Below are 26,322 nucleotides of genomic sequence, written 5' to 3' on the forward strand. Positions count from 1 at the left end.
TCTACCTGATCAACCACTGACAATTTAAAGGCTAAGGTGTAATCTCTTTGACTCCTGCGTTCTGTCGATTTCATTGACGTTCCTTTCCATTACGAAGAAAACTGTCAATCTATTTCAGGACGGGTCAACCGTCGAAAAAAAGCCGCACTTTAGATTGAGTGCGGCTTTTTTCCGATAAGCGGTCTTGCTTGTGGGTTTATTACTCTACATTTATTACTCTACATTTTCTGCGCCCTTGGGGACGCAGTCAACAAAGTAGCCACGCTTACCGTCGACTTCTGCTTTGACCAAACCATGACAATCGGTTTCAAAACCAGGGAATTGGTCGTTAAACGCTCGCACAAATTTGAGGTAATCAACGATCGTTTTATTAAAACGTTCACCTGGAATCAATAAAGGAATACCCGGTGGATATGGTGTCAACAAAATCGCTGTGACGCGACCTTCCAGATCATCGATCGATACGCGTTCGATTTCACGATGCGCCATTTTCGCAAAGGCGTCGGAAGGCTTCATCGCTGGCTGCATGTCGGATAAATACATTTCTGTCGTTAAACGGGCGACATCATGTACTTTGTAAACTTCGTGAATGCTTTGACATAAATCACGCAAGCCTGCACCTTCATAGCGCGGGTTTGCAGCTGCAAACTCGGGCAAGATACGCCACATCGGTTGATTCTTGTCGTAGTCATCTTTGAACTGCTGTAACGCGGTCAACAATGTGTTCCAACGACCTTTGGTAATGCCGATCGTGAACATGATGAAGAATGAATACAATCCGCATTTTTCGATGATAACGCCGTGTTCTGCCAAATACTTAGTGACGATAGAAGCTGGAATACCGGTTTCGCCAAATTTACCTTCGAGTGATAAACCTGGGGTAACGATAGTGGCTTTGATCGGATCGAGCATGTTGAAGCCCGGTGCGAGTTTGCCGAAACCATGCCAGTCATCTTCAGCATGGATCATCCAATCTTCTTGCGTACCTACACCGTTTTCGGAAAGGTCTTCCGGTCCCCAAACCTGGAACCACCAGTCTTGCCCCCATTCTTGGTCAACTTTACGCATCGCACGGCGGAAGTCCAGCGCTTCCAAAATAGATTCTTCAACTAGTGCTGTTCCGCCTGGGGCTTCCATCATCGCCGCCGCGATATCGCAAGAAGCGATAATCGAATATTGTGGTGAAGTTGATGTATGCATCAGATAGGCTTCGTTGAAACTGTCTTTGTCCAACTTGACGGTCTCAGATTCACGCACCAAGATTTGTGAAGCTTGTGAAATACCTGCCAGCAATTTGTGTGTCGATTGCGTTGAGAAAATCATCGACTTCTTCGCACGTGGGCGTTCTTTGCCAATCGCGTGCATGTCTTGATAAAAGTTGTGGAAGGTTGCATGTGGCAACCAAGCTTCATCGAAGTGCAGCGTGTCGATTTCGCCGTCCAGTAGTTCTTTTAGCGTTTCGACGTTGTACAAGACGCCATCATAAGTTGATTGGGTAATCGTCAAGATACGTGGTTTCTTGTTTTTTGCTTTTCTGGCGAAAGGGTTTGCTTCAATTTTCTTGCGTATGCTTTCCATGGAAAATTCTTCCAATGGAATCGGACCGATAATGCCGAGGTGATTGCGGGTCGGCATCAAGAAGACGGGAATAGCGCCGCACATGATGATGGAGTGTAAAATCGATTTGTGACAGTTACGATCCACCACGACGATGTCGCCAGGTGCAACGGTTGAATGCCACACCATCTTGTTCGAAGTCGACGTGCCGTTGGTGACAAAATAGCAGTGGTCCGCATTGAAAATACGCGCAGCATTACGCTCAGATGCCGCGACGGGACCTGTATGGTCAAGCAATTGACCGAGTTCTTCCACCGCATTACAGACGTCAGCACGCAACATGTTTTCACCAAAGAATTGGTGGAACATTTGACCAATTGGTGATTTTAAAAACGCTACACCACCGGAATGACCTGGGCAATGCCAAGAGTAAGAACCATCGTTTGCATAATGAACTAGGGCGCGGAAGAATGGCGGTGCCAAGCCATCTAAGTAAGATTTAGCTTCGCGAATAATATGGCGTGCTACAAACTCAGGTGTGTCCTCAAACATGTGAATAAAGCCATGCAATTCACGCAAAATATCATTCGGGATATGGCGCGAGGTGCGCGTTTCACCGTAGAGATAAATTGGGATATCGGCATTTTTGTAGCGAATTTCTTCGACGAAAGCGCGCAAAGGTTTCAGGGCGAAATCACTTTCTTCATCGGTACCTTCGCCGAACTCTTCATCGTCGATAGACAGAATAAAAGCAGAAGCGCGCGATTGCTGTTGGGCGAATTGAGATAAGTCGCCATAACTGGTCACACCCAGAACTTCCATACCTTCTTTTTCCATGGCATCGGCAAGTGCACGAATACCAAGACCAGAAGTGTTTTCAGAACGGAAATCTTCGTCAATGATGACGATGGGGAAGCGGAATTTCATTTAGGTCTCCAAAAAGCCTGTTACGGGAGACGCCTGGGCCAGTGTGTTAAACCGCTTGCGCGCCGAAAAAATAAAGATGCGAATTTTCGCAGAAATGCAGGTTCAGATGTCAAAAATATTGCCCTATTTTGTGCAGATTGCCTTGAAAGCCAACAAATTTCATCAGACTGTCATGGAATGCCCAAATATGCGCTTAATTTTGCTGTTCGAAATGCAAGATTTAATTCGCCGTAGCCTTATTCATGAAGCTAAATCGCAGGCTATCGACTGAGTAAATGAGTAAACCCGACCAAATTCCCAGAAAACCTAATAGGCGTTCTTGGCTAAATTGTTCGTGATAAAGCCATACACCAATCAGTAATTGTATTGTTGGTGAGATGTATTGCATTAATCCTAAAGTTGCTAATGGTATGCGACGCGCTGCGGCGGCGAACATGAGTAAGGGAATCGCGGTGATTGGGCCAACTGCTACTAACAATATCTGGGTGCCAGTTGCAGCCTGCAAAAACACACTTTGATTATTCAGGGCTAAATAAGTGAGATAGGCGAGCGCGAAGGGAAACAAAATCATGGTTTCCAGTGACAAGCCTTCCAATGCCCCCAAGGCCGCGGTTTTTCTGAGCAAGCCATACATCCCAAAAGTTGAGGCCAGCACCAAAGCAATCCAGGGTGGATGGCCAGTTTGCAAGCTTAACCACAGTACTCCCAGACCCGCACAGGTAATCGCGCCCCATTGGACGGTTCGTAAGCGTTCTTTGAGTAGAATAAAACCGAGAAAAACATTCACCAAGGGTGTCATGAAATATCCCAGGCTGGCATCGACAATGCGATCATTGTTGATCGCCCAAATATACAAAAACCAATTTGCCAAGAGTAAAACGGCGCTCGCAGCAAAGCCAGCAAGTAACTTGGGCTGACGAAATACGTCCACCAGCCAAGCCCATTGCTTACGTACACTTAATACCAATAATAGGAAGGCGAATGCCCACACCATACGATGTAGCAAAATTTCCACCGAAGGAACGCTGTGCAGCGCTTTGAAATAAATGGGAAATAAACCCCAAGCCGAATAGCAGGCCGCGGCGTAAATGATGCCTTTGCGCATAGTGAGACTGGATGTGAAATTGGCGGAAGCACTGATTATCGCAGCTTATGAATTTGCATGCTGATGGTGCGCAGAATATTGGTGATTTGCTGATAAATAAGAAGGCGCTATTGAGTTCAAGCATCTGATGCCCAATTGAAGATGATAGATCGCTGTATTTAGATCGCTGTATTGGCAATTTCTCTTCCCATAAGGAAAAACATGTGGTTACTCGCGTTGATTGTTCTCGCACTTATTTTCGGTTTTTTTGTATTGCCTAAGTTACGTTTGCGCTATGTACTAGCAAAAGCGTTTCCACCTGCATATTCCAAAATTTTGCGTCAAAATGTACCAGGCTACAGTCGTATGCCCACGCATTTACAAATGCAATTAAAGCGTCGCATTCGTCAGTTTTTATATGAGAAGACTTTTGTCGGTTGTGGTGGTTTGGAGATTGATGATGAGATCCGATTGACGATTGCTGCGCGAGCCTGTTTGCTACTGTTAAATCGTGAAATAGAAGTGTATCCAAAGCTCACGCATGTGTTGGTTTATCCTAGCGCGTTTATCGCGCCGCGCCAGCAAATGGCAGCAGGTGGTATCGTCACCCACACCAATCAAACTTTGAGCGGAGAGTCTTGGAGTGATGGCCGTGTCATTTTGGCATGGGATCAAGTGGCGCATAATCCGCACACGGAAGAAATGGGGCAAGACGTCGTGATTCATGAGTTTGCACATCAGTTAGACAGCGAAGATGGCAATGTGAATGGCGCACCAATTTTGCCAACGACAGCAGCTTATCGTAGTTGGTCGCAAGTCATGGCGCAAGAATTTGAGCGCTTGCAAAGCGCGCTTGCGCAGCATGAAGAGACATTAATTGACCCTTATGGCGCAACTAATCCAGCAGAATTTTTTGCGGTATCGAGTGAAGCATTTTTCAAGAAAAGTCATGAACTCGCGTACTACCATGCGGCTTTATTTGAGCTCTTAAAAACTTACTATCGCGTGGACCCTAGAGAGTGGACATAGTTGTTTAAAATCAGCTTGTGAGCTTGTGATTTTCCGGCGCAATTCGCATAATGTGTGTTCTGCGCATGTTCTGTGTATGACTGTTTAGGTGAGTAGATTTCCGTCAGAGCAGTAAATGGTTCTGAACAGTCAATCAATGCTTTGGAAAAACATAGGGTGATATGTTGATAAATGCTATCAAAAAAATAGACAAAGTATTGGCGTGTGCATTGCTGTGCGCGGGCTTGTTGTTATCGGCTGCGACGCTGCATGCAGAAGAAGTAAAATGCCCGAAAACACTAGCATGGAAAGACGCCACGCATTTGCAAAGAACATCGTATAACGGCAATCTTGCAGCGAAAGCTGAATGGAGACTATATAGCGATGCGACCTATTCGATGCTAGAAGTCGATGGAAACATTAGTCAATTATTGCAATTGTCTAATGGTTTGAGCCTTACTTTTGGTAAGCAGCGCCCCAATCCTAAAGATTTTGCTGAAATTTCAAATGCGGTTGCTACTCCCATGTGGGATGCCGGTATCGCGAATCTCTTACGTTTTCCTACGCCATGCGTCTTGAAAGCTGGCGAAAGCTTGCCTTTTAATGAGCGTGATTTTATTTATTGGAAAGCAAGCGATCCGCAGGCACAAAGGCAGATTTTTGGTTCATTAAAACGGCAAGGTTTGGTCGTTACTTATGCGATGGAAATCAAACGAGGAAAGTCGGATGAGCAGCTTGATAGTTTGTATGGGACTTGGGAGTATCAAACTAAGCTGGAGACATTTCCGGAGAATACTGAGATTCAAGGTTGGCATGTGTTTCGAGGGAATGATTATCTCAAAACGGTGACTACGGCAAGCCGACTTACTTTGCGTGAATTCTTGTTGCAATTGCAGAATTGATTTGTGAATTAAATTCGAAGTTTTTTAAAAATTATTCTAAAAATTATTCTAAAAATTATTTCGAAAATTTGATTAAAAACGAAGTCGTGAAGTACGACTTCGTTTCTGCGTGCCTGTGCTTTATTTTGCTTTGTTTTGTACTTCATCTTGAGCTTCGTTTTGGGCGTTGAACACGTCTTATTCTTGCTTCGCTAATGCTTTCAACTTGTACAAAGCGTCCAATGCCTCTCGTGGCGTCATCGCGTCAGGATCGATTTCATCCATCGCTAACAACAATGCTGAATCTTGAATGATGTCGACTTGCTCAGACGGCGTAAGATCTTCGGGGCTGCTATTCCCTGAGCTGCTGGAAAATAAATCAAACTGCGGCGTACTCTGTAAAGATTGTGCTTCTAAATCCGCTAAATGTTTACGTGCTGCGCGGATTACTGGTTGCGGAATGCCTGCTAACTGCGCAACTTGTAGACCATAACTTTGGGATGCAGGGCCAGCTTGTACCGCATGTAAAAACACGATATTTTCTTTGTGCTCAATTGCTGACAAATGCACGTTTTCAGCGCTTGGATGAATATCGGGTAACTGCGTCAATTCAAAATAATGGGTCGCAAACAGCGTGTAACTTTTTGAAGTCATGATCAGATGTCGCGCGATCGCCCATGCCAATGCAAGACCATCAAAGGTCGACGTACCACGGCCGACTTCATCCATCAAAACTAAAGAATTTTCTGTCGCGCCATGCAAAATTGCCGCGGATTCTGTCATCTCCACCATGAAGGTAGAACGTCCGCCTGCAAGATCATCGGCCGCACCAATACGTGTGAAAATACGATCAATGGGTCCAATAGTCGCTTGGGTCGCTGGGACATAACTACCGATATAAGCGAGTAAAGTGATTAGCGCAGTTTGGCGCATAAAGGTCGATTTACCGCCCATGTTCGGACCGGTGATCAATAACAGTTTGCGCTCGGCAGATAGCTGGCAATCATTCGCAATAAAGCGTTCGATCTGATTTTCAACGACAGGATGGCGACCTTGCACGATATCTAAAGTTGGTTCGCTGACTAACTGCGGTGCGCACCAATTATTTTTCATCGCATGATCGGCCAGGCTGACCAAGGCATCTAATTGCGCGATTGCATGTGCAATGGTTTGCAAGGTTTGAATATGCGGCAACAAATCTTGTAGCAGTTTTTCATACAAGATTTTTTCACGCACCAGGGCACGCTCTTGCGCAGACAACGCCTTGTCTTCAAATGCTTTCAGTTCAGGTGTGATGTAACGCTCGGCATTTTTTAAAGTTTGACGACGGCGATAATTATCGGGCACTTTATCGGCTTGACCGTTCGTGACTTCAATGTAAAAACCGTGCACTTTATTGTATTCAACACGCAAATTCGCGATGCCAGTACGCGCGCGCTCTGAGGTTTCCAGATCGATCAAAAATTGACCTGCGTTTTCTGAGAGCGAGCGCAATTCGTCGAGTTCAGCATCAAAGCCTGTCGCTATCACGCCACCATCGCGCACCATCGTTGCTGGTTGTGGCATCAGCGAGCGTTCTAATAAATCTAAACACTCGTTCGGTGTCGCCAGATTGCTCAATGACTGCGTCAATAATTGTGGTTCATTATTTTTCAAACACATAGACACATAAGTACGCACTGTGCCCAGATGTTGTACACCATCACGTAAGGCCGCAAGATCGCGCGGACGTGCAGAAAGCAGGGCGATGCGTGTGGTGATGCGTTCTATGTCTGGTATTGACGTTAAGGTGTTCGATAAGCCTGTCGTCGCATCGGCTTGCAATAAGGCATCGATAGCCTGATGCCTGCTGCGCGCGATTTGCTGGTCGCGTCGTGCATGATGTAACCAATGGCGCAGTAAACGTGAGCCCATCGCAGTACGACAGTGGTCAAGCAAAGAAAATAAAGTCGGTGATTCTTGACCGCGTAAAGTTTCGGTTAATTCCAGGTTGCGACGTGTTGCAGTATCGAGTCCGATAAACTCGTTTTCAGACTCTACGCTGAGCGAATTGACGTGTTTTAATCCGCGCCCTTGAGTCGATTCGGCATAACGTAATAATGCGCCAGCAGCACCCAAAGCTGCGCCAAAATTCTCAACACCAAAACCTGTCAATGTGGAAGTCGCGAGTTGATCTTGTAAAGACTTTTGACCTTGCTTCAAGTCGAAATGCCAGTCAGGTACTTCAGAAAATTTGCCCGGCAATTCATGACGAAATTCTTCCAACATTAAACCACCAGCGGAGACTAAAACTTCGGCAGGCGAGATTCGTTCTAATTCTTGTTGCAGGCGCGCTTGTAGCGATTTTTCATCGGTACTAAATTCCATCAACTTCAATGCGCCGCTTGCTAGAGACAACCAGGCTAAGCCAATGTTGACAGTCTTGCGTTGGCTCAACAAACACATCGCCAATAAAGGACGTTCTGCTTTTTCAGGTAGTAAATCAGTATCGGTTAAAGTACCTGGTGTGATTACGCGCATGACCTTGCGTTCTACTGGACCTTTGCTCGTCGCAGGATCTCCAATTTGCTCACAAATTGCCGCTGATTCACCTATCTTTACCAACTTGGCCAGGTAAGGTTCTATAGAATGAAAAGGAATGCCCGCCATCTTAATCGGTGCACCATTCGACGTTCCGCGTTGCGTTAAGGTGATGCCCAAAATGCGCGAAACTTTTTCAGCATCTTCAAAAAACAATTCATAAAAATCGCCCATGCGATAGAACACCAAGGTATCGGGATAATCCGCTTTGATACCTAGGTATTGCTTCATCATTGGGGTGTGGGTTTCGGTGGTAGCCATATTTTTATTAATATTTTGTAAGTTGAATGCGAGAAAAATCGAATTCTTTTTGAAATTTCTTGAGGTGCGAAATCATAGCGCAAATACGCTCGAAGGCAGTGTAATTGCTATGGTTTTTTAAGCTTTGGCTTTATTAATGAAAAACGGGCAATGCTCGCACATTTGCCCGTTTTGTCTTACTAATTACTGCAACACCGCTACCAATTAAGCGCCGCCGCGACCACCTGAACGACGTGGTGTGCTTTGCTTAAATGCAGGCTTTGCGCCTGCAGGTTTTGGACCTGCATTGCGTGCGACATTGCTGCCAGCGGCCTTCGGCGCGCCTTGTGGACGGCTTGGTGCTTTGCTGCGATTGCCTCCACCATTACCCCCGCCATTACCACCACTACGGCCACGACCCTGCGCAGGATTTGGAAAACTGCGCAATTGTATTGGTTGTGCTTTTGCGTGTGGATCGGGAATGAAACCGTCAATAATTTCTTGCGGAATTTGGCGTTTAATAAATTTCTCAATATCGGCCAAGAGTTTGAATTCATCGACGCAGACTAAGGACACGGCTTCACCAGTAGCACCTGCGCGACCTGTACGGCCGATACGGTGTACATAATCTTCGGCGACGTTTGGCAAGTCGTAATTGACAACGTGTGGCAATTGATCGATGTCGATACCACGGGCGGCGATGTCGGTTGCGACTAAGACGGTTAAGCTACCATCTTTGAATTCTGCCAAAGCTTTGGTGCGCGCGGATTGACTCTTATTGCCGTGAATTGCCATCGCATTAATTTCGTCGCGGATTAATTGTTCCACCAATTTATTCGCACCATGTTTGGTGCGGGTGAAAACTAAAACTTGCGACCATTTATGCGTCTTGATTAAGTGCGCCAGCATCGCTTGTTTTTTATCACGATCAACCGGATGTACTTTTTGTGCAATCACTTCGACGGTGGAGTTGCGGCGAGCAACTTCTATCATTGCTGGGTTATTTAACAATTTATCGGCGAGCGTTTTGATATCGTCCGAGAAGGTGGCAGAGAACAATAAATTCTGACGCTTCGCAGGAAGTATCGCCAATACTTTTTTGATGTCATGGATGAAGCCCATGTCGAGCATGCGATCTGCTTCGTCCAATACCAAGATTTCGATATGGCGTAAATCGATGGTGCCTTGTTGATGATGATCGAGCAAGCGACCAGGTGTTGCGACCAAAACGTCTACGCCAGTTTTAAGTAATTTGACTTGCGGATTGATGCCAACGCCACCAAAAATGACGCCAGAATTGAGAGGTGTATGTTTGCCGTAGGTGGAAACGCTTTCTTCCACTTGCGCCGCTAATTCACGGGTAGGTGTTAGGACTAAAACACGAATATTGCGGCGATCTGTTTTGTTTTTTGGAACAGGTGTGCTGCGCAACAGGCGTTCTAAGATCGGCAGGGTAAAACCCGCAGTTTTGCCTGTGCCAGTTTGTGCGCCAGCCAGTAAGTCGCCGCCTTTGATCACAGCAGGAATTGCCTGCGCTTGTATCGGTGTAGGGGTGGTGTAGCCGTGTTCGCTAACTGCGCGAACGATGGACTCGGAAAGACCGAGATCTGAAAATGTGGTCATGCTAATTTCTATATGAAACAAACTTCCCGCAGGGAGCGGGAAAGGTTTGGGTGCTGCTTGTTATGGCTTTTTTTGTACTGTGTGGCTATGCGCATCGCTTACTGTTTGAAAGCGATGCGCCAAAAAAACGTTTTATTTTGCGAAGGCTTGTAGAGCGTTGACCATTTGACCGAATACTTTTGGTGTGCCTGCTAATACGTCGCCTTTGTACAGATAATCTGATTCACCAGAAAACGTACCGACAATGCCACCGGCTTCAGTCACGACCAAAGAACCTGCAGCGATATCCCATGGCGCTAAACCTTTTTCAAAGAAACCATCTAAGCGACCCATGGCGACGTAGGCCAAATCTAAAGCGGCAGCACCTGGACGACGCAAGCCTTGGCATTTTTGCGTCATGATTTTGTACATTTCCATGTATTCATCAAGACCCGCCATGTCGCGACCAGAGAAGCCTGTGCCGATTAAGGCATCAGCAATTTTGTCGCATTTCGTCACGCGGATACGTTTGTCATTTAAAAATGCGCCGCCGCCTTTGGATGCAGTGAACATTTCATTGCGGCTAGGGTCATAGATAACAGCTTGTGTGATGACGCCTTTTTGTTGCAGGGCGATGGAAACGCAATATTGTGGAAAACCGTGAATGAAATTAGTCGTGCCATCGAGCGGGTCGATGATCCAGACATTTTCATTGTCGTCATGCAGATTTTTAGATGCGCCGGATTCTTCAGCAAGAATCGCGTGATCTGGATAAGCGGAAGTCAGCACCTCAATAATCGCAGCTTCGGCAGCGCGATCAACTTCAGTTACGAAATCGTTGTATTGCTTTTCGCTGACTTGGACGCGGTCCACATCAAAAGAAGCACGATTAATAATAGTCGCGGCACGACGAGCGGCTTTAATTGCCGTATTGAGCATTGGGTGCATAGAGTTTCCGTTAAAATGGCGGCAGCTCAGCCTTGAGTCTGGACTAGACCAAGGTCGTAAAGTTGTCGCACAAAGATGAATTAAAGAGCGGGGCGCTGTGAATTATGATTGAATCATTGCAGAATTGATTACATAAGCAAATCACATCGGCAACACAAACAACAAAAATTAACGCGCAATCGCGCTATTTTAAATGAACTTAGCTATTTCTGATACATCTGTTTTTGGTCGCCTGCGAATTATCCTGGTCGATACTAGTCATCCCGGCAATATTGGTGCAGTAGCCCGCGCTATGAAAACGATGGGATTTTCTGATTTGTACTTGGTCAACCCACGCTTTGACGATGCCCTAACGCATCCAGATGCAATCGCATTTGCCAGCGGTGCGCAAGATATTTTGGCGTCGGCAAAGGTCGTTGAAAAGATAGAAGATGCTTTAGTGGGTTGCCATTTTGTTGCTGCAGTAAGTGCGCGTTTGCGTGAATTTTCACCGCCTGTTATAGCGCCGCGCGAATTTGCCGATAAGGTAGTTAATCAATTAAAGCAACCAGTTGCCTTGGTTTTCGGTAGTGAACGTTTCGGTTTGCCTAACGACATTGTGTTAAATAGTAATGTACTGATTAATGTCGCTGCCAATCCCGACTATTCGTCATTGAATCTTGCGCAAGCGGTGCAGATTTTGGTGTATGAGTGTCGTATGAGCGCTTTAGCAACGCGATCTAATTCCATGCCGCAGTCAGAAATTGGCTTTCAAGGTGAACTTGCTTCGATGGAACAAATAGATGGCATGTATAAGCATCTGGAGGAATCACTTGTTAAAATTAATTTCCTAGATCCTCAGAGTCCCAAGAAGCTCATGCCAAGATTGAAACGTCTCTTTTCAAGAGCTCAACTAGAAGTTGAGGAAGTGAATATAATACGCGGAATTTCAAAGAGAATTTTGGATTTGACTAGGAAGTAAACTTGCCTATTTGATTGTGCTTGAGCGTTGATAAAAGCGCTTGAAACTTCGAATTTCTTTGAATTGCTTCTGTTTCTTGTTTTTAAAATTAGCTTATTTGATTAATTACTGCTTACTTGCGGATTTAAGTCAGTTTTTTATTTGGCAATTAGTGATTTTCAGACACAAAAATAGGTAATTTACTTTGTTTCTTCATGTAAAAGAAGTAACATTCATGATAGTCAACTTCAATAGTGGCTAGGTTCGCTGAATTGAAATTACATTGAATTTTGACCAGCATGTAAATATGTAAAGGGATTTATTATTCGTCATTTGCGTCGATTCTTACTTTTTGTTTTGCCTGTCTCCTACTTGATATTGGCGATGGCGCCGGCGTTCGCGCTGGGCTTAGGCGAGATGAGAGTTCGTTCTTCTCTTGGACAATCCTTGTTGGTGCATGCCGACGTGGTGGGCGGCGAATCTGAGTTGATAAATCCAAGTTGTTTGCGTGCGCGGGTTGTCACAATGGACGGCATATTTATTGCCAGCGCGAACATTGTTATTCAGCAAAATCAAAAGCGACGTGTTTTGAGTTTTTCGACCAGGCAGGTGATAAACGAGCCTGCGATCAATTTGATTATTGATATCAATTGCGAAACTCAGTTGCACAGAGAATTTTCCGTGTTGCTTGATCCACCAGAAGCTTTAATTGGTGCAGGAGCATTTAGTCGTGACGAGTCGCCGTTCGGTAAGAACAATCAAGATGGCGTAAATCCAGCAGCCACAAACGTTACAGAGACATCCGTCAAGACAGAGCCCAAAATTAATCCTAGAAAGAAAAAGCAGACGAGACCTGAATTCGCGCGTGATCCAGTTGAGGTGATTCCTGCGGCTGCGTCCAAAAGCGAGCCCAAGAAAAAGAAAGTCGCCGCGGTGCCAGTGAAAGATGTGTTGCGATTGTCGGACGATATTGTGATGCCAGGGGCACCCCAAGGCTTGCGAATGAGCGATGTACTGAGCACAGAAACAGGTCAAAAGTTGGTTGAAAACATGCAGGAGCTAAAAGCAGCACAAGCTCGTATGGCTGCCATATTGCGTGATGAAAGTGTATCTGCTGAAGCGTCAGTTTCGGTCGCGTCAAAATTAGAAGATAGTGTTGAAATTGCTAATTTGAAGCGTGAGACAGAGCAGTTGCGGAAACAAAATCAGTTAGATAAGTCTGCATTGACATTATTGCAAAATAAGACTGGCTTCGATTATTGGCTGTTGGCTTTGGCGGTCATTGCGATTTTGGCGATTGTTGTGATCTTGTTCTTACTCCTGTACATACGACGAAATTTGGCGGGACAAAAGGCCACTTGGTGGGAGGGCGAGGAGGAACTTCACGGAGCTCAGCCAGAAAAAATCGAAGATGTGATCAATAACTTGCAAGCGAGTTATGACACCAAATCGACTGAGTCAACTGTTGGATCCGGGCCGCTTGAAAAGCGTAATTCGACTGTAAAACCGACTGGAGAATTCAAGTCCGCTGCAGATGATTTCAGTCCAAGTCAGGCTTTGTCGGATCATAGTAATTTCCATCGGACGCCTAGTTTGGAAGAAACTAATAGCAGTATCTTTAATTTCTTCGCTCCGCGTGGGGGCTCTGTCAAAGTCGAAGAAATTTCTGACGTGACTCAAGAAGCTGAGTTTTGGATTTCGATGAATGATCCTCAACGCGCAATCGAAATTTTATCTGCGCAAGAGCAGTTAGAACATCCAGATTCACCTGTACCTTGGTTGTTCTTGCTCGACTTGTATCGGACTGTGAATGACCGGGCAAAGTACGATCAATTACGAGATCGCTTTATAGTGTTCTTCAATGCCAATATTCCAGAATTCGATGCAGATCTGTCTCAAATTCCAAGTCGGCACTTAGAAGACTTTCCTCATTTAATGCAAAAAATCTGTGACGTATGGGGAGAGAATAATATTATTCCTTACTTGGAAGCGTTATTGGTGGACGATAGAGAGGGAAAGCGTGCAGGATTTGACTTGCCAGTGTATCGCGATATCTTATTGCTATTGGGAATCGCGCATGAATTAGATAGAATTAAAGCAATTGAAGGGCCTGTACAAGATACGCGAGAACCAGTTGCACCTGAGCCTGAATCTAGGCCTGAACCAGTCAACGGGGGAGCGAAAGATCACTTGGCTGATGCTGAATTTGGAACCATAGAATTTGAAAGTATTGACTTTCCTATCGAACTAGGCAAAAAATAGAATGATTGATAAATTCTTATTGTCATAACAGCAGGCGTTAGATTAACCTGAGTTAGACCAATTTGAGAGACTGAGCATCATTTGTATTTGTGTAAAGAAAGCGGCCGGTATGGTCGCTTTTTTATTATTGGAGTCGTGATTGATTTCTATCTCCAGCCATTCGGTGTATAGATGAGAAATTCGGTGGACATTCAAGATCGGGCTGGAGAGAAAACCGACATCAAGGTATAATCTCGCTTTCCGTTCCAACCCGCGATGTGTTTGTGCTCTCTCGTGATATTGCCAGCGCGAGCCTCAGAAAACAGCCACTTTGCCTCAACTACATTCACGCCATGTTGATATTGCCAGGCTCTAACGCCCTGTCTGCCTTCCGCACTAAGAATTTATTGTCCCGCTTGCAAGCCGTCGATGCCAACATCGTTGGGGTTACTGCGCGCTACGCTCATTTCGTCGATACATCTGCACCTTTGAGTGAGATTGATGTCAATCGCCTCAAGGCACTTTTGGTTTACGGTGACGCATTTACGAGCAGTGAAGAGGGCGATAGTTTTGTTGTGATCCCGCGCTTTGGCACGATTTCACCTTGGGCGTCAAAAGCAACCGACATTACGCATAATTGCGGTATGCAGCAAATCAAACGCTTAGAGCGTGGTGTACAGTATTTTGTACAAGTTAAATCTGGTTTGTTAGGTGGTGCAAAAAAACTCGCCGCTGATTCTAAGCAAGGTGTGATCGCTTTATTGCATGATCGTATGACCGAAATGGTATTGGAAGATTTGAATGCTGCCAAAGGCTTGTTCACGGAATTAGAAGCTAAGCCTTTAGAGCATGTCGATGTTTTAGGTGGTGGTAAAGCAGCTTTGGTCGATGCCAACAGCACATTAGGTTTGGCGTTGTCGGATGATGAGGTTGATTATCTGGTTGACGCATTTACGACTGCAAAGCGCAATCCTACTGACGTTGAGCTGATGATGTTTGCGCAGGCGAATAGTGAGCACTGTCGCCATAAAATCTTCAATGCCGACTGGACTATCGACGGCGAGAAAAAAGATATCTCGCTATTCGGCATGATCAAGAACACGCATTTACTGCAACCCAAAGGTACTATCGTTGCCTACAGCGATAACTCTTCCATCATGGAAGGCGCGACGGTTACACGCTTCTATCCAAACGGTGCGGCGAACGGGAATGAATACCAAGCTTCCACTGAGTTGACGCATACTTTGATGAAGGTGGAAACACATAATCACCCGACGGCAATTTCACCATTCCCAGGCGCATCGACTGGTGCTGGCGGTGAGATTCGTGATGAAGGTGCGACTGGTCGTGGTGCAAAACCAAAGGCTGGCTTAACTGGCTTTACCGTTTCCAATTTGAATTTGCCTGGCAATGTGCAAGCATGGGAAAACGCTAGCGATGTGCTGAGCAGCAATGCGACGACACAGCAATACGGCAAACCAGACCGTATCGCTTCACCTTTGCAAATTATGATAGAAGGCCCGATCGGTGGCGCGGCGTTTAGTAATGAATTTGGCCGCCCAGTTTTGGGTGGCTATTTCCGTACTTACGAACAAAATGTTGGTGGTACCGTCCATGGCTACCACAAGCCCATTATGATCGCTGGCGGTATCGGTAGCATCAACGACAAGCATACGAAAAAGTTTGATTTGCCTGTCGGTAGTTTGTTGATTCAACTCGGTGGCCCAGGCATGCGCATCGGTATGGGCGGTAGTGCTGCTTCATCGATGGCGACAGGTACTAACACCGCTGATTTAGATTTTGATTCTGTGCAGCGTGGCAATCCAGAAATGGAACGTCGTGCGCAAGAAGTGATTAACTCTTGCTGGCAATTGGGCGACAATAATCCTATCTTGTCAATTCATGATGTGGGTGCGGGTGGTTTGTCTAATGCCTTCCCAGAAATCACGAATGATGCAAAACGCGGTGCGATTTTTGACTTACGCAAAGTGCCCTTGGAAGAAAGCGGCATGGCACCGAAGGAAATCTGGAGTAACGAATCGCAAGAGCGTTATGTGTTAGCGATTGCGCCAGAAAGCCTGCCTTTGTTCCAGTATTTCTGTGAGCGTGAGCGTTGCTTATTCGCTGTCGTCGGCACTGCAACCGAAGAGCGTCAATTAAAAGTCATTGATCCTCTGAATGACAATGCACCAGTCGATATGCCGATGAATGTTTTGCTCGGCAAGCCACCAAAAATGCATCGCGAAGTTGAGCACGTCAAGCGTGATTTCCCAGCGATAGATTTAACGGGTATGGATTTGAAAGTCGTCGGCGAGCGCGTGTTGAGTTTGCCAACGGTCGGCGATAAATCTTTCCTGGTTACAATCGGTGACCGTTCTGTTGGTGCGATGTCGGTACGTGATCAAATGGTTGGCCCATGGCAAGTGCCAGTCGCTGATTGTGCTGTAACAGCGATGAGCTTAGACGGTCATCTCGGCGAAGCAATGTCAATGGGTGAACGTACTCCATTGGCGGTCATCAATGCTGCTGCATCGGGTCGTATGGCGGTCGGTGAGTCGATCACTAATATTGCTGCAGCACCTATTTCCAGCATTGAAAGCATCAAGCTCTCAGCAAACTGGATGGCAGCTTGTGGTCAGCCTGGCCAAGATGCGGCTTTGTTTGATACGGTCAAAGCCATCGGTATGGACCTGTGCCCGGCGCTGGGTATCAGCATTCCGGTTGGTAAAGATTCTTTGTCCATGCGTACCACATGGAAAGATGAGGGCGCTGATAAGTCAGTAACATCCCCTGTGTCTTTGATTATCTCCGCATTTGCGCCCGTGTATGACATCCGTAAATGTTTGACGCCACAAATCAAATTGGACGCAGGCGATACTAGCCTGATTTTGATTGATCTTGGTCGCGGCAAGAATCGTTTGGGTGCATCGGCCTTTGCACAAGTTATGCAAAAGCTCGGTGATCAGACTCCGGATGTGGATAGTGCAGAGGATTTGAAAGGCTTCTTCGCAGCGATTCAAACTTTAAATCAAGACGGTAAAATCTTGTCTTACCATGATCGTTCTGACGGCGGTCTGTATGGCACATTGTGCGAAATGGCGTTTGCTGGTCGTAGCGGTTTAGCGATTAATCTCGACATGTTGACGATGGAAAGTGAGCACGCGGCAGATCAGGGTGATGCGAAAAATTGGGCAGGGCAGGTTGCTGAACGTCGCAATGAATTAACTTTGCGCGCACTGTTTAATGAAGAGCTGGGTGCAGTCATTCAAGTACGTACTGAACAGCGCAGCGAAGTGATGGACGTGTTACGTGCACATAATCTGGGGGCATGCAGTCACGAAATTGGTAAGCCAAATAATAGCGGCGTCATTTCTTTCATGCGCGACGCGAAAGAAATCTACAAAGAATCTCGCAGTGCTCTGCATCAAATCTGGAGCAAAACCAGCTGGCAAATCGCCCGCATGCGTGACAATCCAGATTGCGCTGACGCTGAGTTTGCACGTTTGGCGGATGAGTCCGATCCAGGTATGCAACCGAAAGTTACTTTCGATGCGCAAGCAGACGTGGCAGCACCGTTTATCGCAACAGGCGTACGTCCGAAAGTTGCAATCTTGCGTGAACAAGGTGTGAACTCACATATTGAAACGGCGTATGTGATGCATAAGGCAGGCTTTACTGCGGTTGACGTTCACATGAGTGATCTGATCGCCGGCCGTGCTAAATTGGCTGACTACAAGGGCTTGATCGCTGTCGGTGGCTTCTCTTACGGTGACGTGTTAGGTGCTGGTGAAGGTTGGGCGAAAACGATTTTGTTCAACGCTATGATGTCCGAGCAATTCTCTGAATTCTTCCATCGTAACGATACCTTTGGTATGGGTATCTGCAACGGCTGCCAGATGATGAGTAATTTGAAGTCCATCATTCCAGGCGCGACAGCTTGGCCGAAATTCACCAAGAATAAATCTGAACAATTCGAAGGTCGCTTCTCTATGGTGGAAATTCTCGAATCCAAATCGATTTTCTTCCAAGGTATGACGGGTACGCAAACGCCAATCGCGGTGGCGCATGGCGAAGGTTTTGCCGACTTCTCAACTACTGGCGATATTAATGCGGTACAAGCGGCGATGCGCTTTGTTGATCATCATGGTCTGGCAACGGAAGCTTATCCTTACAATCCGAATGGCTCACCACGCGGCTTGACTTCCGTAACCAATGATGACGGACGCTTTACTGTGATGATGCCGCATGCTGAGCGTGTATTCCGCAGCGTGTTACATTCTTGGGCACCTGAATCCTTTGGTGACGATTCTCCTTGGATGCGCATGTTTAGAAATGCAAGAGTTTGGGTGGGGTAATTTGATCGCACACAAAAAACGCAGAGTTAAGCCGATGGCGCTCTGCGTTTTTTGGGTTTGTCACGCACCATCGGTTTTTCTTCGGACGCAAGCACCAAGCAATATTGTGGTGAAAATGCGCAACAAGATTTTTATCACAATTTAGATCTTGCCTGAGTACTTCGGAATTCGAAACGGGGCAATCATGCCTATGATTTGTGATTGCCCCTAACAAAGAATTGGGTTTAAGCGTGCGTGCCTAGTTCTCTCCTTCTGTCGATGAATAAGCTATTGCCCAGCATGCGTTTGGCTTGTTTTTTTGCATCGGTTGCCGCTACCGAAATTTGGTGATGTGAAGTGTAGTTTTGGGAGTCCGCACGAATAATACCGAGTGACAGGCTAATGAGTGGATAGAAAACTTTCTTGCCTTGTCGGTCTTCGCTAATGTACCCACCTCTTTCTCGATCTTCGTTGCTATAGAAGTCCGCAATTGCGGTCTCGAATGATCGCAAGATGGCTTGGCAGCGTAGTTCCCAATCTGAACTTTGAAACAAGACAATGAAGTCGTCGCCGCCAATGTGCCCGATAAAGTCATCATGCGGATCGCAGTGTTGCGCAATAATTTGGCTGGTCAGTTGTATGACTTCATCACCTCGTTGGTAGCCATAGACGTCATTAAATGGTTTGAAGTGATCAAGATCGCAGTAGCATGCTGCGAACTGAAGTTCTTGCAAAATTAGCTGATCAATGTGCTGGTTGATGGCCACATTGCCTGGCAATTGCGTCAAGGGATTCGCATAGCGAGCTGCCTCAATTTGCATCTTGGTGATTTCTCGCATCAGGTCCGGCCCAGTAGCGATGCCAAGATAGCGCCCCTGTTCGACTACAATAATGCCATTGATTAAGTGCTCAGGGTCAGCTTCGACCACCATATGACTGACTTGCTGCAGGTTAGTATCATGCTCCACCAATAGAGGATTGGGATCCATAAAAACCTTGCAGGATTTTTTGCCATATAATTCGCGTTGAAATGGCCTTGAAAATCTATCGATCATGTTGTGGCGATTGATGATTCCGACTGGAATGTGCGCATCTACCACAGGAATAATTTTCAATTTGGGATCTGCCAAGAACAAATTCTCTACTTCATTATTAAGTGTTGATGAGCTGATCGTTGGCGGTGTCTTCATTAAATTGTTAATGGTCACGGTTTTTTTATTTTGCACAATTAAATACGCATGCTTAGTTTTTCTCTTGGATGAAAGCGCTTTCGCGACTTCGGCTGAAATCGATTTTGCGGGATTGGCGTGAGGTTTTGCTATGTGGTAGCCCTGACCGCATGCAACACCTAAATCAAGCAAAGTAGCGAGTTCTGCGGACGTCTCGATGCCTTCAGCGACTACGCGAGAACCTGACTTCTCAGCAATGCTCTGTATCGAGCGGACGAATTGTCGTTTGACGGCGTCTTTGTCAATTCCCTGAATAAAATGCATGTCGATTTTGACGAATTCTGGCTGCAATTCTGACCACAGCCGCAGACTAGAAAATCCCTCTCCCAGATCGTCGATGGCAATCTCAAAGCCCATCTCCCTGTAATGCAGCACGGCTTCGTATAACAAACTGTAATCGTGTGTAGGTTGGTATTCAGTAAGTTCGATAATGACGCGTTCAGGATTTATACCAATTTCGTGAATGTAGTCCAAAGTCTCTCCGTGTCTGGCATCACGTTTGAGTAGACATTCCGGACTGACATTGAGAAAGAGCTTGCCCGGTAGTTGAAGCGCCTTAAATTGCTCCAGCACAATTCGCCGGCACAAATGTTCAATAGTGACCCGTAAGCCATGTTCTTCAGCCGCTTGAAATAGATTAAGTGGCGAATGTAGCGGGCTATCGGATGGTCCTCTTATCAGGCCTTCATAACCGAGTATTTGACCATCCTCCATGTGAATAATTGGTTGAAATCGCGCTGTGAGCAAGCGCTCTTGGATGATTTTGCAGAGGTGTGAATAGGAATTTTGTTCGTGCGAATCGATAAATAATGCGGTTTTTGTTGCGCTAGGGCAACAAATTTCATTTGAGTTTGACAGTAACCCGTGATCCATAGAGTGATTTTAAGCTTTATCGAAATTGCCGAGTCGAAGTTAACTTTCGGTTTTTTAAGCTTAATGCCGGAATGTGACGTAGATATTTCACAAAGTCTCATCAAACTTTGTTTGACGAAATTTTCGTTAAATATATCTGGGTTTTAGCTCTAATATTTGCATCTAGAGCTATTTATGCAAATAGCAATTTCTTAGCTTAAATTGGATATTAGGTAATTTCCTCTAATATTGAAATAATATATTGTTTTTGTATGGAAATATTCTTTATAGCCTTATATATCCAAGATATAAACTGAAATCTCTAATGAATTCGCGGCTTTTGAGAGGGAAATTGCCAAAAAAACAGGCTACCAAACGGTTTTGAACTTTGCTACAATCGCACGCTTGACTGTATTTGGTAGTTTGGAAAGATGGCAGAGTGGTCGAATGCACCGGACTCGAAATCCGGCATACGTTTATGACGTATCCAGGGTTCAAATCCCTGTCTTTCCGCCAGCATGCAATTCAACGATTATTTGGCAAAGATCAAAAATCGTTTGAACAAGTCAAGCTAGAATGGTTTTTGTGTTTATTGATCATCGGAAACGATAAATGTGGATGCAATCTTGCATATCAGATTGATGATGAACTTGCTGTTTGACACGAAATCTGTTTGAAGTACGGCGTTTTTGTGATGATCATATTGTAAAAGCGAAATTAAAAATAGCAACCAAACCGATTTGGTCTTGGTACATACAGATAATCTTTAACTGTATTTTGTGAAGAGTGAGAAAAATGGCAAACCTTTTAGACTTAAAGTCAGATGATTTTGACTACAATCCTAACAATCTCTTGGATACATTGATCAAGCAACTGCATTTAAAAAATGACGCGGCTTTATCAAGAGCATTAGAAGTTGCTCCTCCAGTAATCAGTAAAATCCGTCATCATCATTTGCCAGTTGGTGCTTCATTGCTAATTCGTATGCACGAAATAAGTGATTTAAGTATCAAAGAATTGCGTGCCTTGATGGGAGACCGTCGGGAAAAGTTCCGTATCGGCGATCAGGTTATTCGCGTCGATTAATTCGAATGCGCTGTCGCCAGCACAGGGTTAAATCAGGAATGATTTAACCCTGTTTTATTTTGTGCCTGAGGCATAACTACTTGTGCGAAAAAGAGCATAATGTCAGTGTATACAACAGTAATGTACAAGAACATTGAACAAGAGCAATGCGTTGTTTCTGATTTGCAATCTGCTGTGTTAGCATGTACTTATCTATCGATGTGAATTTTCGGTTGAGGTAATCATGTCAGTTCAAGTTACTGGTGCTTCGCGCCTTGGTCACGACCAGAAGATGCGACTTTATCCCACAAAAATTATTAATATTATTGGTGGGCCAGGTTGTGACAAATCTCTTTTTTCTTCCGCCATTATCCTCAACTTAAATTTGCGTCATAAGTCTGTCGAGCAAATTCCAGACTATGCAAAATCTTTGGTATGGCAAAAGAATTTTGATGCGTTAAAAAATCAATATCAAGTCGCGCAACGCCAATTTGAAATGTTGGAGTTATTGGATGGACAGGTGCAATACTTGGTCACCGAATGTGCGCTGATGCAGGTACTGTATTACAACGAATCGTATAGTGAAAATATTTGTGACGTTGCAAAAACTCGGCAGCAGATCTTGAATTGGTACAACCAACACGACAATATCAATATTCTGGTGGAGCGCGGTGACAAGAAGTACGTGCAAACTGGACGATTTCAAAGTGAAGATGACGCCAGAAAAATTGATGTCGCTTTGCGCGAAGTCCTAGTTCGTGAAAATATTCCATTTATTTCTATGGCGCCGGATGTCGCGATTATCAATAATTTCGCAAGAGCTCTGCCGTAAATAATCGCAAGTAAAGTCAGTTTTTAACCGCAAATTGAAGCGTTGAAATTAGCTGCAATCGAATGATACGAAGATTTTTATAGAAGTTGGTCGGGACGGCAAGATTCGAACTTGCGACCCCATGCACCCCATGCATGTACGCTACCAGGCTGCGCTACGCCCCGACACTGAGGGTGCAATTATAGGGTATTTGTAAGTCATTTGCCATTGTTTTGCTCAAGAAACCTGCTACCAAAAAATTTATTTTTTGATTTTGTTAAGAGCTCTCTGCGCAGAAACAACGAGATCAAGAGCATGCGCAGAGGCACAGAGTTTTTAGAGCGTATGGATACTAATTCTGTGAAACTGATGATTCGCTATTGAGTGCAAGGCGGATCAAATTTTGATCCGACTGATTTTGAACTTGAAAATTAATTATAAGGAAGTGACTAATTTGTTTTGGAGAAAATAGTCATTCTTAATTCACTTAAAAGATTGTCAGAGTGCGCGAAAAACGGTCACAATATCGGGTTGGAGCATTTCGTATGCTCAAGGTAATTGATCATGTTCTTACCGAACATTTATTTTAAAGAGATGACTATGTCGATAAAAATTAGCCAAAATTTTGACGCAGGTGCGATTGAAGTTGTGCAGGCTGTGAGCGCAGAGAATATTGAATTGAAATTGCGCCAAGATTCCAATGCAGAATTTATGCAATGGTTTTATTTCCGCTTGCAAGGTGCACGCGATCAGGATGCGACGATTCGTATCGTCAATGCTGGTGACGCGACTTACCCTGATGGGTGGAACAATTATCGTGCAGTCGCAAGTTACGATCGTGAAAATTGGTTCAGGGTTGAAACTGAATTCGACGGTAAAGTGATGACGATCAAGCATACCCCTGATACAGATAGCGTGTACTACGCCTATTTTGAACCGTATAGCTGGGAACGGCATCTGGCGTTGCTCGGTAGCGTAGAGCAATCAGACCAGGTTCGTGTTGAGGATTTGGGTAATACAGTGGATGGTCGTGATTTAAACTTGGTGATAGTCGGCAATCCATCTGCAAAGAAAAAAGTATGGATTATTGCGCGCCAACATCCGGGTGAAACAATGGCAGAGTGGTTGGTCGAAGGCACATTGAACGCATTACTCGATTTGGCTAATCCTATTGCCCGTGCAATTTTGGATGAGGCGGTGCTATACGTCGTGCCAAATATGAACCCTGACGGTTCTGTGCGCGGCAATTTGCGTACCAACGCAGCGGGTGCCAACTTGAATCGTGAATGGATGACGCCATCCTTAGAAACTAGTCCTGAAGTTTATTATGTGAAGAAAAAAATCGAAGAAATCGGTTGCGATTTGTTCCTCGATATTCATGGCGACGAAGGCTTGCCTTATGTGTTTGTGGCGGGTAGCGAAATGTTGGAAGGATTTAGCGATAAGCAAATGCAAGAGCAAACTGCTTTCGTCGATAGTTTTTGCGCTGCCAGCCCAGATTTTCAGACAAAATTTGGCTACGAAGCGAGCAAGTATAACGAGGACTTGTTAAAGTTGGCGTCGAAGTTTGTTGGTCATACTTTCAAATGTGTTTCTCTCACCTTAGAGTTACCGTTTAAAGACAATGCGAACATGCCTGACCTTGAAGTTGGCTGGGATGGTGCACGTAGCATGAAATTGGGTGAAGCGATGTTGCAACCTATTTTAACTGCTTTGAAAAACTAATCTTGTGGCGATCGAAATTGAACGTAAGTTTCTGGTCGTCGCCGACGACTGGAAACAATTAGCACTACCTGTTTTTATGCGGCAAGGCTATCTCAGTTCGCAACCCGGAAGAGTGGTGCGGGTGCGTATTGAAGATCAATCTGCGGTGTTGACTATCAAGGGTAAGACAACCGGCATTTCTCGCGGCGAATGGGAATATCCTATTCCATTGGCTGACGCCAAAGAATTGCTGGATGGTCTATGTGAACAGCCATTGATTGAGAAAAATCGTTACCGTATCGCGATTGATGATGTGATATGGGAAGTCGACGAATTCTTTGGTGAAAATGCTGGATTGGTGGTTGCTGAGGTGGAGTTATATGACGCTGAGCAGGCATTTGTAAAACCTGCTTGGGTTGGCGTAGAAGTTAGTCATGATCATCGCTATGCGAATGCCAATCTATTTAAGCATCCTTATTCGCATTGGTAAGTCTGAGGTAATACATTGAAGCGCTAGTCTTTCGCCTTCGATTTAATATGTATCAAGTCATCGTGAGGTGACTCGATACATGCTCAATACATACTCGATACATGCTCCATAAAATACTCAATAGATTACCGCTTTAAATTTCACTTGGTTTCAGCTTGTTCCCGAATCGCTTCGCTAATTTGAGCAAATAATTGATCTATCTGTGCTTCGTTAATAATGAGCGGTGGCGAGAGTGCAATGATGTCGCCAGTCGTACGAATCAACACATTTTTTTCCCAGAAACACTTCTCAAAAATATCGTAAGCACGAGTAGTCGTTTTGCCAGATTGTGGCATTAATTCAATGCCACAAACCATGCCCAAATTGCGAATATCTTTCACGTTTGGTAGTTCGCGTAGCTGATGTGCAGCAGCTTCAAAATAGGGCGCTGATTGTGCCGCACGTTCAAATAATTTCTCTTCCTGATAGACTTCCAAGGTCGCAATCGCTGCCGCACATGCCAAGGGGTGCGCACTGTAAGTGTAACCATGAAAGAGCTCTATCGCATCTGTTGGCGCCGCATGCATAAAGGCATCGTAGATAGATTCCGTGACGATCACAGCGCCCATCGGTACAGCGGCATTTGTCAGGCCTTTTGCACAAATGATCATATCTGGGATAACGCCGAAGTAATCAGCGCCAAATGGCTTTCCTAAACGGCCAAAACCCGTAATGACTTCATCAAAAATCAGAAGAATGCCGTACTTGTCGCATATCGCGCGTAAGGTTTGCAAATAGCCCTGAGGAGGCACGATCACGCCGGTGGATCCTTGTACCGGTTCGACAATCACTGCGGCGACTGTTGTAGGATCATGCAAGGCTAAAAGCCGTTGTTCTAATACTGCGGCAAGCTCTGCGCCGTGTGGCGGTAAGCCTTTACTGAAAGCATTTCTTGAAATATCTAAGGGATGTGGCAGATGATCAACGCCGGATAGAGCAGGACCGAATTGTTTGCGATTGCCCGCTATTCCGCCGACCGAAATCCCCCCAAACCCAACGCCATGATAGCCGCGTTCGCGTCCAATTAAACGATATCGTCCAGCATCTCCGCGAATCCGATGATAAGCGAGTGCGATTTTTAATGCGGTATCAACTCCTTCTGAACCATCATTGCAAAAAAATACGCGGTTCAAACCAGCCGGCGCCATCTCCGCCAATTTGCTCGCTGCTTTGAAGGCTAATGGATGTCCCATCTGGAATGTCGGCGCGAAATCCAGTGTGGCCGCTTGTTGCTGAATTGCTGCCACAATTTTGGGATGATTGTGGCCTGCATTAACACACCATAAGCCAGCAGTTCCATCCAAGATTTGCCGCCCGTCTGTACTTTGATAAAACATACCTTCTGCCTTATCGAGTAGTCGGGGATGAGCCTTAAATTGACGGTTTGCGGTAAAAGGCATCCACAAATGTTCGGTTTGTAGCGGTGAATTCATAATACTGTTTCTTTAAGGTCGAGAAAAAATTGAGGTATGAAAGGTGTTCACCAAGTGTAGCTTACTTAAAGTATTGCAAAAAGAATTTTTAATCATTCCTGGTAATTGGTTTAGTGCCCATCTTCTTTCGGGTGTGCGTTGCTTTTTACCACTACTTATTGTGATTTACATTGGAATAGATCAAGCTCACGAGATGTTGGTAGTCGCGTTTTCTGTAAAAAGTTCTAAGATTAATTTAGGAGTGATGAGATTTCATCTGCGTGCGAAGAAGTGAACGAATAAGTGAGCGAAGAAGTGAGTGAAAAAGTGAGCCAAAACAGGCTTAACTTCTCGATGTAGATTTGGATGCCCAAACGA

General features: G+C 45.2%; 16 protein-coding genes and 2 tRNA genes. 10 read left to right on the forward strand and 8 right to left on the reverse strand.

Annotated elements, in window-relative coordinates:
• Positions 1-213 precede the first annotated feature (213 nt).
• Together H8K55_RS11555 and rarD are read right to left on the reverse strand one after the other, a co-directional pair.
• Entirely contained in the window at positions 214-2,484 is a 2,271-nt protein-coding gene (locus H8K55_RS11555) for an arginine/lysine/ornithine decarboxylase (protein WP_186942238.1), read from the reverse strand.
• A gap of 220 nt (positions 2,485-2,704) precedes the next feature.
• Positions 2,705-3,589 (reverse strand): EamA family transporter RarD, encoded by an 885-nt coding sequence (gene rarD, locus H8K55_RS11560; RefSeq protein ID WP_186942239.1) that lies wholly within the window; start codon positions 3,587-3,589, stop codon positions 2,705-2,707.
• Positions 3,590-3,790: 201 nt separating this feature from the next.
• Here rarD and H8K55_RS11565 point away from each other — a divergent pair, with 201 nt between their 5' ends.
• Positions 3,791-4,597 (forward strand): M90 family metallopeptidase, encoded by an 807-nt coding sequence (locus H8K55_RS11565; protein WP_186942240.1) that lies wholly within the window; start codon positions 3,791-3,793, stop codon positions 4,595-4,597.
• A gap of 161 nt (positions 4,598-4,758) precedes the next feature.
• The gene (locus H8K55_RS11570; protein ID WP_186942241.1) at positions 4,759-5,478 is read left to right on the forward strand and encodes a hypothetical protein; all 720 of its coding nucleotides are present in this window, start codon (positions 4,759-4,761) and stop codon (positions 5,476-5,478) included.
• Positions 5,479-5,655: 177 nt separating this feature from the next.
• Here the strand turns inward: H8K55_RS11570 and mutS are convergent, their stop codons facing one another.
• The 3 genes from mutS to H8K55_RS11585 form a co-directional block, all read right to left on the reverse strand.
• Complete coding sequence (mutS, locus tag H8K55_RS11575) at positions 5,656-8,298, reverse strand: DNA mismatch repair protein MutS (protein WP_230408580.1); 2,643 nt, start codon at positions 8,296-8,298, stop codon at positions 5,656-5,658.
• Between the two features lie 204 nt (positions 8,299-8,502).
• Positions 8,503-9,900, reverse strand: coding sequence for a DEAD/DEAH box helicase (locus tag H8K55_RS11580; protein WP_186942242.1), 1,398 nt, complete (start codon positions 9,898-9,900; stop codon positions 8,503-8,505).
• A 132-nt stretch (positions 9,901-10,032) separates the two neighbouring features.
• The gene (locus tag H8K55_RS11585; protein ID WP_230408581.1) at positions 10,033-10,827 is read right to left on the reverse strand and encodes an inositol monophosphatase family protein; all 795 of its coding nucleotides are present in this window, start codon (positions 10,825-10,827) and stop codon (positions 10,033-10,035) included.
• Between the two features lie 193 nt (positions 10,828-11,020).
• On the opposite strand from H8K55_RS11585, the gene H8K55_RS11590 reads away from it, so the two are divergent.
• The 3 genes from H8K55_RS11590 (at position 11,021) to purL (ending at position 18,363) form a co-directional block, all read left to right on the forward strand.
• The gene (locus tag H8K55_RS11590; RefSeq protein ID WP_186942243.1) at positions 11,021-11,788 is read left to right on the forward strand and encodes an RNA methyltransferase; all 768 of its coding nucleotides are present in this window, start codon (positions 11,021-11,023) and stop codon (positions 11,786-11,788) included.
• A 363-nt stretch (positions 11,789-12,151) separates the two neighbouring features.
• Positions 12,152-14,029: a type IV pilus assembly protein FimV gene (locus H8K55_RS11595; protein ID WP_186942244.1), complete on the forward strand. Its 1,878-nt coding sequence runs from the start codon at positions 12,152-12,154 to the stop codon at positions 14,027-14,029.
• A gap of 332 nt (positions 14,030-14,361) precedes the next feature.
• A complete protein-coding gene (gene purL, locus H8K55_RS11600; protein WP_186942245.1) occupies positions 14,362-18,363 on the forward strand; it encodes a phosphoribosylformylglycinamidine synthase in 4,002 nt (1,333 codons plus the stop codon).
• A gap of 224 nt (positions 18,364-18,587) precedes the next feature.
• Here the strand turns inward: purL and H8K55_RS11605 are convergent, their stop codons facing one another.
• Positions 18,588-20,444 carry a GGDEF domain-containing protein gene (locus H8K55_RS11605; RefSeq protein ID WP_186942246.1) on the reverse strand — a complete coding sequence of 619 codons (1,857 nt, stop codon included), beginning with the start codon at positions 20,442-20,444 and terminating at the stop codon, positions 18,588-18,590.
• Positions 20,445-20,848: 404 nt separating this feature from the next.
• Between H8K55_RS11605 and H8K55_RS11610 the strand changes: the two genes are divergently transcribed.
• The 3 genes from H8K55_RS11610 (at position 20,849) to H8K55_RS11620 (ending at position 22,320) form a co-directional block, all read left to right on the forward strand.
• Positions 20,849-20,939, forward strand: a tRNA-Ser gene (locus H8K55_RS11610).
• 279 nt (positions 20,940-21,218) lie between these two features.
• Complete coding sequence (locus H8K55_RS11615) at positions 21,219-21,509, forward strand: hypothetical protein (protein WP_186924519.1); 291 nt, start codon at positions 21,219-21,221, stop codon at positions 21,507-21,509.
• A gap of 223 nt (positions 21,510-21,732) precedes the next feature.
• A complete protein-coding gene (locus H8K55_RS11620; RefSeq protein WP_186942247.1) occupies positions 21,733-22,320 on the forward strand; it encodes a hypothetical protein in 588 nt (195 codons plus the stop codon).
• A gap of 87 nt (positions 22,321-22,407) precedes the next feature.
• Here the strand turns inward: H8K55_RS11620 and H8K55_RS11625 are convergent.
• Positions 22,408-22,484 (reverse strand) — tRNA-Pro (locus tag H8K55_RS11625).
• A gap of 415 nt (positions 22,485-22,899) precedes the next feature.
• Here H8K55_RS11625 and H8K55_RS11630 point away from each other — a divergent pair.
• A complete protein-coding gene (locus tag H8K55_RS11630; protein ID WP_186942248.1) occupies positions 22,900-24,024 on the forward strand; it encodes a M14 family metallopeptidase in 1,125 nt (374 codons plus the stop codon).
• A gap of 4 nt (positions 24,025-24,028) precedes the next feature.
• A complete protein-coding gene (locus H8K55_RS11635; protein WP_186942249.1) occupies positions 24,029-24,493 on the forward strand; it encodes a CYTH domain-containing protein in 465 nt (154 codons plus the stop codon).
• Positions 24,494-24,633: 140 nt separating this feature from the next.
• Here H8K55_RS11635 and aptA read toward each other — a convergent pair whose 3' ends face one another.
• On the reverse strand, positions 24,634-25,965 hold the full coding sequence (aptA, locus tag H8K55_RS11640; RefSeq protein WP_186942250.1) for an omega-aminotransferase AptA: 1,332 nt from the start codon (positions 25,963-25,965) through the stop codon (positions 24,634-24,636).
• Positions 25,966-26,322: the final 357 nt, after the last annotated feature.

Origin of the sequence: Affinundibacterium flavidum, assembly GCF_014284175.1 — a bacterium.
GTDB lineage: Bacteria > Pseudomonadota > Gammaproteobacteria > Burkholderiales > Burkholderiaceae_D > Undibacterium > Undibacterium flavidum.

What these genes read in the sequence shown, in the direction of transcription:
- H8K55_RS11555 (WP_186942238.1), bottom strand. Translation starts at nt 2,484, where the DNA reads ATGAAATTCCGCTTCCCCATCGTCATCATTGACGAAGATTTCCGTTCT.
- rarD (WP_186942239.1), bottom strand. Translation starts at nt 3,589, where the DNA reads ATGCGCAAAGGCATCATTTACGCCGCGGCCTGCTATTCGGCTTGGGGT.
- H8K55_RS11565 (WP_186942240.1), top strand. Translation starts at nt 3,791, where the DNA reads ATGTGGTTACTCGCGTTGATTGTTCTCGCACTTATTTTCGGTTTTTTT.
- H8K55_RS11570 (WP_186942241.1), top strand. Translation starts at nt 4,759, where the DNA reads ATGTTGATAAATGCTATCAAAAAAATAGACAAAGTATTGGCGTGTGCA.
- mutS (WP_230408580.1), bottom strand. Translation starts at nt 8,298, where the DNA reads ATGGCTACCACCGAAACCCACACCCCAATGATGAAGCAATACCTAGGT.
- H8K55_RS11580 (WP_186942242.1), bottom strand. Translation starts at nt 9,900, where the DNA reads ATGACCACATTTTCAGATCTCGGTCTTTCCGAGTCCATCGTTCGCGCA.
- H8K55_RS11585 (WP_230408581.1), bottom strand. Translation starts at nt 10,827, where the DNA reads ATGCACCCAATGCTCAATACGGCAATTAAAGCCGCTCGTCGTGCCGCG.
- H8K55_RS11590 (WP_186942243.1), top strand. Translation starts at nt 11,021, where the DNA reads ATGAACTTAGCTATTTCTGATACATCTGTTTTTGGTCGCCTGCGAATT.
- H8K55_RS11595 (WP_186942244.1), top strand. Translation starts at nt 12,152, where the DNA reads ATGGCGCCGGCGTTCGCGCTGGGCTTAGGCGAGATGAGAGTTCGTTCT.
- purL (WP_186942245.1), top strand. Translation starts at nt 14,362, where the DNA reads ATGTTGATATTGCCAGGCTCTAACGCCCTGTCTGCCTTCCGCACTAAG.
- H8K55_RS11605 (WP_186942246.1), bottom strand. Translation starts at nt 20,444, where the DNA reads ATGGATCACGGGTTACTGTCAAACTCAAATGAAATTTGTTGCCCTAGC.
- H8K55_RS11615 (WP_186924519.1), top strand. Translation starts at nt 21,219, where the DNA reads ATGGCAAACCTTTTAGACTTAAAGTCAGATGATTTTGACTACAATCCT.
- H8K55_RS11620 (WP_186942247.1), top strand. Translation starts at nt 21,733, where the DNA reads ATGTCAGTTCAAGTTACTGGTGCTTCGCGCCTTGGTCACGACCAGAAG.
- H8K55_RS11630 (WP_186942248.1), top strand. Translation starts at nt 22,900, where the DNA reads ATGTCGATAAAAATTAGCCAAAATTTTGACGCAGGTGCGATTGAAGTT.
- aptA (WP_186942250.1), bottom strand. Translation starts at nt 25,965, where the DNA reads ATGAATTCACCGCTACAAACCGAACATTTGTGGATGCCTTTTACCGCA.